At 72.7% G+C, this 8,384-nt stretch carries 6 protein-coding genes; 3 read left to right on the top strand and 3 right to left on the bottom strand.

Annotated elements, in window-relative coordinates; translation table 11 throughout:
• Positions 1 to 130: 130 nt before the first annotated feature.
• The 3 genes from gltX to ACFVHV_RS36055 form a co-directional block, all read right to left on the bottom strand.
• Entirely contained in the window at positions 131 to 1,630 is a 1,500-nt protein-coding gene (gene gltX / locus ACFVHV_RS36065; protein WP_380357113.1) for a glutamate--tRNA ligase, read from the bottom strand.
• Positions 1,623 to 2,423 carry a fumarylacetoacetate hydrolase family protein gene (locus ACFVHV_RS36060; RefSeq protein ID WP_359915358.1) on the bottom strand — a complete coding sequence of 267 codons (801 nt, stop codon included), beginning with the start codon at positions 2,421 to 2,423 and terminating at the stop codon, positions 1,623 to 1,625. The genes gltX and ACFVHV_RS36060 overlap by 8 nt, the downstream gene beginning before the upstream one ends.
• A gap of 274 nt (positions 2,424 to 2,697) precedes the next feature.
• Entirely contained in the window at positions 2,698 to 2,916 is a 219-nt protein-coding gene (locus ACFVHV_RS36055) for a hypothetical protein (protein ID WP_359915360.1), read from the bottom strand.
• Positions 2,917 to 3,552: 636 nt separating this feature from the next.
• Between ACFVHV_RS36055 and ACFVHV_RS36050 the strand changes: the two genes are divergently transcribed.
• From ACFVHV_RS36050 to ACFVHV_RS36040, 3 genes are all read left to right on the top strand, one after another.
• Positions 3,553 to 7,314, top strand: coding sequence for a nitrate- and nitrite sensing domain-containing protein (locus tag ACFVHV_RS36050; protein WP_380357109.1), 3,762 nt, complete (start codon positions 3,553 to 3,555; stop codon positions 7,312 to 7,314).
• Between the two features lie 10 nt (positions 7,315 to 7,324).
• On the top strand, positions 7,325 to 7,738 hold the full coding sequence (locus ACFVHV_RS36045) for a roadblock/LC7 domain-containing protein (protein WP_359915368.1): 414 nt from the start codon (positions 7,325 to 7,327) through the stop codon (positions 7,736 to 7,738).
• A 170-nt stretch (positions 7,739 to 7,908) separates the two neighbouring features.
• Positions 7,909 to 8,334 carry a DUF742 domain-containing protein gene (locus ACFVHV_RS36040; RefSeq protein WP_359915364.1) on the top strand — a complete coding sequence of 142 codons (426 nt, stop codon included), beginning with the start codon at positions 7,909 to 7,911 and terminating at the stop codon, positions 8,332 to 8,334.
• Positions 8,335 to 8,384: the final 50 nt, after the last annotated feature.

The raw sequence follows: 8,384 nt of genomic DNA, 5'->3' as shown, positions 1-8,384 counted from the left end.
ACACCCCCCCCCGGCGCCCCGGGCAAAAAAACCACACCCCCCGGCCGGGGGCGGGGGGCCGGGCGCCGGCCCGGGGGCCCCGCGGGGGCCCCCCCCCCCCCCCGCCCCCGCGGCCTGCTCGGCGCCCCGCTCAGGCGGCCGGCAGGGCGTCCAGGGCGGCCCGCAGCCGACGCAGCGTCTCCGGGCGTCCCAGCAGCTCCATGGACTCGAACAGCGGCGGGGAGACCCGGCGGCCGGTGACGGCCACCCGCAGCGGCGTGAAGGCGAACTTGGGCTTGATGCCCAGCCCCTCCACCAGCGCCTCGCGCAGCGCGGCCTGGATCGGCTCCGGGGTGAAGTCCGCGAGCTCCTCCAGCGCCTTGATGCTGGCCTCCAGCACCGGGCGGGAGTCCGCGGTGAGCACCTTGGCGGCGTCGTCCGGGTCGAGGGCGAACTTCTCCGGCGCCACGAACAGGAAGCCGGCCATGTTCACGATCTCGCTCAGCACGACCATCCGCTCCTGGGTGAGCGGCGCCACCTTGGCGAGCAGGTCCAGCTGCTCGGCGGTGGGCTCGGCCGGCAGCAGCTCGGCGCCCTGGAGGAAGGGCACCAGGCGGCGGACGAAGTCCTCCGGGGCCAGCCGGCGGACGTGCTCGGCGTTGATCGCCTCGCACTTCTTCAGGTCGAAGCGGGCCGGGTTGGCGTTCACCTTGGTGACGTCGAAGGCGGCGACCATCTCGTCCATGTCGAACAGGTCGCGGTCCTCGGCCAGCGACCAGCCCAGCAGGGACAGGTAGTTGAGCAGGCCCTCGCGGATGAAGCCGCGCTCGCGGTACATGTTGAGCGAGGACTGCGGGTCGCGCTTGGAGAGCTTCTTGTTGCCCTCGCCCATCACGTACGGCAGGTGGCCGAAGCGCGGGGTGGTGCCGTTGCCGACGCCGATCTCGGCGAGCGCGGCGTACAGCGCGATCTGCCGCGGGGTGGAGGACAGCAGGTCCTCGCCGCGCAGCACGTGGGTGATGCCCATCAGGGCGTCGTCCACCGGGTTGACCAGGGTGTACAGCGGGGCGCCGTTCGCCCGGACGATGCCGTAGTCCGGCACGTTCTCCGGCTCGAAGGTGAGCGTGCCGCGGACCAGGTCGTCGAAGCTGAGGGTCTTGTCCGGCATCCGGAAGCGCAGGATCGGCTCGCGCTTCTCCAGCTTGTAGACCGCCACCTGCTCGTCCGTCAGGTCGCGGCAGTGCCCGTCGTAGCCGGAGGGCTTGCCGGCCGCGCGGGCGGCCTCGCGGCGGGCGTCCAGCTCCTCGGTGGAGCAGTAGCAGTAGTAGGCGTGGCCGGCCTCGTGCAGGCGGCGGGCGACATCGGCGTAGATGTCCATCCGCTGCGACTGGCGGTACGGCGCGTCCGGGCCGCCGACCTCCGGGCCCTCGTCCCAGTCGAGGCCGAGCCAGCGCATGGCGTCGAGCAGCTGGTTGTACGACTCCTCGGAGTCGCGGGCGGAGTCGGTGTCCTCGATCCGGAAGACCAGCGTGCCGCCGTTGTGGCGGGCGTAGGCCCAGTTGAAGAGGGCCGTGCGGACCATCCCCACGTGGGGGTTGCCGGTCGGGGAGGGACAGAAGCGAACCCGGACGGCCGGGTCAGTGTTAGCCACGCTTGATCACCTTGTTGGTGAGAGTGCCGATGCCTTCGATGGAGACGGCGACCTCGTCGCCGACGTTGAGCGGGCCCACCCCTGCGGGCGTGCCGGTGAGGATGACGTCGCCGGGCAGCAGCGTCATGGCCTCGGAGATGTGGACGATCAGCTCGGCGACCGAGCGGACCATCAGGGAGGTGCGGCCGGTCTGGCGGAGCTCGCCGTTGACCGTGCAGGTGATCGCGAGGTCGCTCGGGTCGAGGTCGGTCTCGATCCACGGGCCCAGCGGGCAGGCCGTGTCGAAGCCCTTGGCCCGGGCCCACTGGCCCTCGCGCTGCTGGACGTCCCGGGCGGTGACGTCGTTGGCGCAGGTGTAGCCGAGGATCACCTCGGGCACCCGGTCCAACGGCACCTCACGGCACATCCGGCCGATCACCACGGCCAGTTCGGCCTCGTGGTGGACGTCCGAGGAGAACGGCGGGTACGCGATGCTCTCGGTCGGACCGATCACCGAGGTGGACGGCTTGAAGAAGGTGAGCGGGGCGTCCGGGACCTCGTTGCCCAGCTCCGCCGCGTGCGCCGCGTAGTTGCGGCCGACCGCCACGATCTTGTTCGGGAGCATCGGGCTGAGCAGCCGGACGTCCTGGAAGCGGTAGCTCTCACCGGTGGGCTGGGGCTGGCCGAACGGGTGGCCGGCCAGCGCGTGGACGACCAGCGAGTCGGGCCGGGAAGGGTCACCCTCCACCACGCCGAAGGAGACGCTGCCGGCGGCAGGGCTCCCTTCCCGGACGGAGAACCTGGCAATGCGCACGGCTGGGACACCCCTCGCTTCGTCGGCCGCCCGGGGCGCGCCCGGGCGCTGGTGGGCGCCCCGCCCGCAGTGGGCGCGGCCCCGTCAATCGGCCTCCAGGCTATCGCGTGGGGGCCCGGCCGACCGCTTTGCCCCTGTTCAGGAGGGTCGGGGTCGAATGCCCCGCGAGGCGCGCGGGCGGGTCGCCGCCGCGGGCCGCGGGGGCTCCGCACAACGGCGAGGGCGCCGCCGCCACCGGGGTGACGACGGCGCCCTCGTCGCGGCGCCGCGGCGGTCAGTCCTGCAGGACGACGACCGGGGCGACCATCAGCCGGGTGCGGCGCGGGTTGGCGGTGGCGGCCGGCAGCTCGGTGCCGTAGGTCACGACGTCCTCGGGCTTGCGGGCGCCCGGGATCTTGCTGAAGTCCTCGACCGAGGCCAGCGTCGTCCGGCGGGGGTTCGCCGTGGGGCGGCAGGACAGCGTGGACTTGGTGGCGTTCTTCGCCTGGGACATCGAGAGCACCTCGTGGTCATGGCCGGGTCGATCGCGGCGATCGGCACCGGCCTGATGGATTCCGATTGATTCGGAGGGGTTCTGGGCAGGCTGATCGGGGCCGTGCTCCGGAGACAGCCAGGTTACGAGATCTCATTCCACAGAGGCCGTGACCAAAGCTACACATTAGACTGTGATTTTGCTCACAAAATGCCGAGCAAAGTGCAGATATCCGACATATCTCCGCACCGGGATTTTCCGGCATTTCGCCGATAAGGGGCATTCCGGAAGGTCTGTGACTCTTCCCGGCCCCGGGTCCGCTTGGCATGTATCCGGCGAGTGTCCGAAAAAGGCGGTATTCCGGTCCTGTTACCGCACAGTCCGTGAGAAGACGCAAGCGGTCGGTAGCGCCGGGCGCCCGGTACGTGCGGCCCTTGTTGGGATTCCCCGGCTGTGCTGGAATGCGACGGACCGTGGGTAGGGAGTGGTCCACCCCGGTGCCCGCTCTCCCGGACCGGCCGGGGTGCGGATGGAAACTCGACACCGTCCAGGCCGTGGCGACGCGGCGGGACGCCCGGTCCAGAGGTTGCGACGCCAGTGCAGGGACGTTTCAAAAGGGGTAGCGGCGCCGCGGGTAACCCGGAGTCGCGTGAGCCTGTGGCAGCCCCTCAACAGGCGGCGGCCCCCAGCGGCCCGGCCGAGCCGGTGACACCCGAGGCCGTCGGCCACCCGGAGGAGGAGGGCCAGGAGCGGAAGTCCGCCCGGGACAAACTCCGCACCTCCCTGACCCGGCGCCGCGCCACCGGTCTGAACCGGCTCGCGATGCGCAACTGGCGCATCCGCACCCGTCTGATCGCGCTGCTCGCCCTCCCCGTGCTGGTCTCGCTGGTCCTCGGTGGCCTGCGCATCCAGAGCTCGATGGAGAACTCGCAGCAACTCGCCCAGATGGCCAACCTCTCCGACCTGGCCAAGAAGGCGACCAACCTCGCCGACGCGCTCCAGACCGAGCGAGACATCAGCGCCGGCCCGATCACCCACGACCCGGCCGCTCCGCTGGACGACGACATCGTCGCGGCCCGCAAGTCCACCGACGACCTGAGCCGCACCTTCACCGCCTCCTCCGACAAGTTCGAGAACCTCGAACTGTCCGGCGGAAAGGCGCTGTTGCTCCAGATCCGCAAGGACCTGAACTCGATCGCGGACACCCGCAGCCTGCCGTACCAGAACAACCAGAACATCCAGTCGACGATCACCGCCTACGACGTGATCATCCGCGACCTGCTGTCCATCACCCAGGACATCGCGCTCGCGTCGAACAACAAGGACCTGGTCGTCTCCACCCGCGCGCTCCAGCAGTTCTCGCTGGCGAAGAACGCGACCTCGCAGCAGCGGGCCCTGATCAGCGCCGCGCTCGCCAACCCGAAGACCCCCGACCTCAGCCCCAGCGACGAGTCCTTCGGTATCCGTCTGCGCAGCTCGTACGACAACGCGATCGCGAGCTTCAACAACATCTACACCGCGCACGACCTGGACAACCTGCGCAGCCAGCTGAGCTACAACTCGGTGGTCGCCGACGCCGACCGCTACGCCTCCACGATCCTCACCCAGAGCGGCATCCGCCAGACCGAGGCGGTCAGCTACAAGGACTGGTTCGAGAAGGCCAGCTCCAAGATCACCGCCGAGCGCCGGATCGAGTCCAAGCTCATCGAGAACCTGGACGGCAAGGCCCAGGACCTCCAGTCCCAGGCCGACGCCGACGCCCTGATCATCGGTGTCGCGGTCGCCCTGGTGCTGCTCGTCGCCCTCGGTGGCGCCGGTCTGATCGCCCGCTCGATGGTGCGCTCGCTGACCCGCCTCCAGGCGGCGGCCGAGGACGTCGCCGAGCGCCGTCTGCCCGAGCTGGTCAAGACCCTCTCCGAGGCCGACCCGCACGACGTCGACACCACGGTCGAGCCGGTCGCCGTCGACTCCACCGACGAGATCGGCCACGTGGCCCACGCGTTCGACATGGTGCACAGCGAGGCCGTCCGCCTCGCCGCCGAGCAGGCCCTCCTGCGAGGCAACATCAACGCGATGTTCACCAACCTCTCGCGCCGCAGCCAGGGCCTCATCCAGCGCCAGCTGTCGCTCATCTCCGAGCTGGAGAGCCGCGAGGCCGACCCGGACCAGCTGGCCAACCTCTTCAAGCTGGACCACCTCGCGACCCGCATGCGCCGCAACGGCGAAAACCTCCTCGTCCTCGCCGGCGAGGACCCGGGCCGCCGCTGGACCCGTCCCGTCCCGCTGGTCGACGTGCTCCGCGCCGCCGCCTCCGAGGTGGAGCAGTACGAGCGCATCGAACTCGCCGCCGTGCCGTCGGCCGAGGTCGCCGGCCGCGTCGTCAACGACCTCGTCCACCTGCTCGCCGAGCTGCTGGAGAACGCCACCTCGTTCTCCAGCCCGCAGACCCGCGTCCGGGTCACCGGCCACGCGCTGCCGGACGGCCGCGTGCTGGTCGAGATCCACGACACCGGCATCGGCCTGAGCCCCGACGACCTCGCCGAGATCAACGAGCGCCTCGCCAACCCGCCGACGGTGGACGTCTCGGTCTCCCGCCGCATGGGCCTCTTCGTGGTCGGCCGCCTGTCCCTGCGACACGGCATCCGCATCCAGCTGCGCCCCAGCGACTCCGGCGGCACCACCGCGCTGGTCATGCTCCCCGTGGACGTCACCAATTCGGGTGACCGCCGCGGCGCCGGCCGGGCCGGCTCCGGCCAGGGCAAGCAGCAGCGCGGGGTCACCCCGACGCCGCGCCAGCAGCGCCAGGTGCCGCCCGCCCGCCAGGGCGGTCCCGCCGCGCTCGGCCAGGGCCCGGCCGCGGGTGCCCCGCAGGGCGGTCGCCCGCAGCTCGGCCAGGGCGGTCCGGCCGCTCCGGCCGCTCCCGCTCCGCAGGCCGGCCCGGGTGCGCCCGCCGGCGGTCTGCCGACCCGCCAGGTCGGCAAGTCGCTGCGGGAGAACCCGGCCCCGCAGGGCGGCGCTCAGCAGGGCCAGGGCCGACGGCCCGCCCAGCCGCAGCAGAAGCAGCAGGCCCCGCAGCAGCCGCAGGCGCCGCAGCAGCAGACTCCGCAGCAGGCCCAGCAGCAGGCCCAGCAGGGCGGTCTGCCGCAGCGCGCCCCGGGCCGCCAGGGCCCGCCGCAGAGCGGCCCGAACGGCCTGCCGCGCCGCGGCGGCCGTCCGCAGCAGCCCGGTCAGCCCCAGCCGGGTCAGCAGCAGCCCGGTCAGCAGCAGCCCGGCCGGCCCGGCCAGGAACGGCAGCGTCCCGGCGGCGAGTTCGACGGCGGTCCGGGTGCCCGGACCGGCGAGCAGCCCCAGCACGGCCGCCCCGGCGGTCCCGGCACGCCGCAGCAGGGTGCCCGTCCGGGCAACCGTCCGCAGGACGGCCTGCCGCAGCGCCGTCCGGCCCCGCAGGGCCCCGGTGCCCCCGGCCGGCCCGCCGGCCAGGGCCCGCGCGGTCCGCAGCGCCCCGGCCCGGACGCGCCGCAGCGCGACCGTCAGCCGCAGCTGCCGCCGCAGGCCCAGCAGCAGCCCCAGCCGCTGCCGTCGGCCGAGCCGGCGCCGGTGGAGAGCACCCAGCAGTTCGCCCGCCCGCGCTTCGAGGCCAGCCAGATCGACCCGCGCGACCCGCTGGGCCTCGGCCTGGTCGAGCCGGTGCTGCCGAACGTGCCGACCCCGCCGCGTCCGGAGCCGGTGCGCCAGGAGCAGGCGCCGCAGCAGCCGCAGCCGCTGCCGTACCAGGAGCCGATGGCGCTGCCGACCGGTCCGTCCGAGGCCGGTCAGCGGCCCGGCGGCGAGCAGCCGTGGGCCCCGCAGGCCGACGGGCTGCAGGCGCGGCAGCGGTCGTACCAGCCGCGCCGCCCCGGCACCTCCTCGCCGGAGTTCCAGCCGCAGGCCCAGGAGCAGCAGGCTCCGCAGCAGGCACCCCGGCAGCAGGCGCCCCAGCCGGCTCCGCAGCAGCAGGCCCCGCAGCAGCAGCCGCAGCAGCAGAACCAGCAGCAGCCTCCGCAGCCGCAGGGCCAGCAGCCCGGCGACGCGCCGTGGCGTCCGTCCGCGAACGACGAGCGCTGGCGCCGGGCCGAGCAGATCCGCGAGCCCTCGACCAGCGGTGTCACCATGTCGGGCCTGCCCCGGCGGACCCCGCAGGCCAACCTGGTCTCCGGCACCGCCGAGGCCTCGCCGCTGACCGGTCCGCAGGTCTCCCGGGCCCCCGAGGAGGTCCGCGGCCGGCTGACCAACCTGCGCCGCGGCATCCAGCAGGGCCGCCGCGTCGGGGCCGAGCAGGCCGCCAACCAGTCGGGCTTCCAGCATGGTGCCCAGCAGCCCGGATTCGATAGTTTCGGTGGCCGGAGCGACGGCAACGGCGCAGATCACCAGGAGCGTTGAGTTGAACCAGATGAGCCAGGCCGCACAGAACCTGAACTGGCTGATCACCAACTTCGTGGACAACACCCCCGGGGTGTCCCACACCGTGGTGGTCTCCGCGGACGGCCTCCTGCTGTGCATGTCCGAGGGCTTCCCCAGGGACCGGGCCGACCAGTTGGCGGCGGTCGCCTCCGGTCTCACCTCGCTGACCAACGGTGCGAGCCGGATCTTCGAGGGCGGCGAGGTCAACCAGACCGTGGTCGAGATGGAGCGGGGGTTCCTGTTCCTGATGGCCGTCAGCGACGGCTCGGCGCTGGCCGTCCTGGCCGCCCCGGACTCCGACATCGGCCTCGTCGGCTACGAGATGGCCCTGCTCGTCGACCGGGCCGGCGCCGTCCTCACCCCCGCACTCCGCGCGGAACTCCAGGGCAGTCTCCTGCACTGACCCGGGGCTCCCGCGCGGATCCGCCCACCCCGTCCCACCTGCCCTCGCCGGGTCCGACCCGACCGGACCCGGCGAACCACCCTCAGCTACCCTCAGGCAGCTGATCTCGCCTCAGCTGGCACCGCCCCAGCTGGAACCGGCTGCTCAAGGCTGCAGCACTAGGAGGACCCATGACCCCGCCTTCGACACCCGCCGGCTCGTACGGCAACGGGTACGGCAGCGGCTACGGCGGGCAGCAGTCCGACGGCTACGAGCAGCAGCCGCTGGTCCGCCCGTACGCAATGACCGGCGGCCGGACCCGCCCGCGGTACCAGCTCGCCATCGAGGCCCTGATCTCCACGACCGGCTCGGCCGACCGGACCACCGGACTGCTGCCCGAGCACGCCCGGATCGTCAGCCTCTGCCGCGAGGTCAAGTCCATCGCGGAGATCTCCGCACTGGCCGGCGTGCCGCTCGGTGTCGCCCGCATCCTCGTCGCCGACCTTGCCGAGGCCGGTCTCGTCGCCATCCACCAGCCCGCCGCCGCGGGCGAGTCGGGCGGAACGCCCGATGTCACGCTGCTCGAAAGGGTCCTCAGTGGACTTCGCAAGCTCTAACGCGGCCGCCCCCACCCGCGCCACCACCTCCGCGAAGATCGTCGTCGCGG

The sequence above is a fragment of the Kitasatospora sp. NPDC127116 genome (assembly GCF_042677365.1).
Taxonomy (GTDB): Bacteria; Actinomycetota; Actinomycetes; order Streptomycetales; family Streptomycetaceae; genus Kitasatospora; species Kitasatospora lactacystinica.
This window is presented reverse-complemented; position numbering and strand designations above follow the sequence as displayed.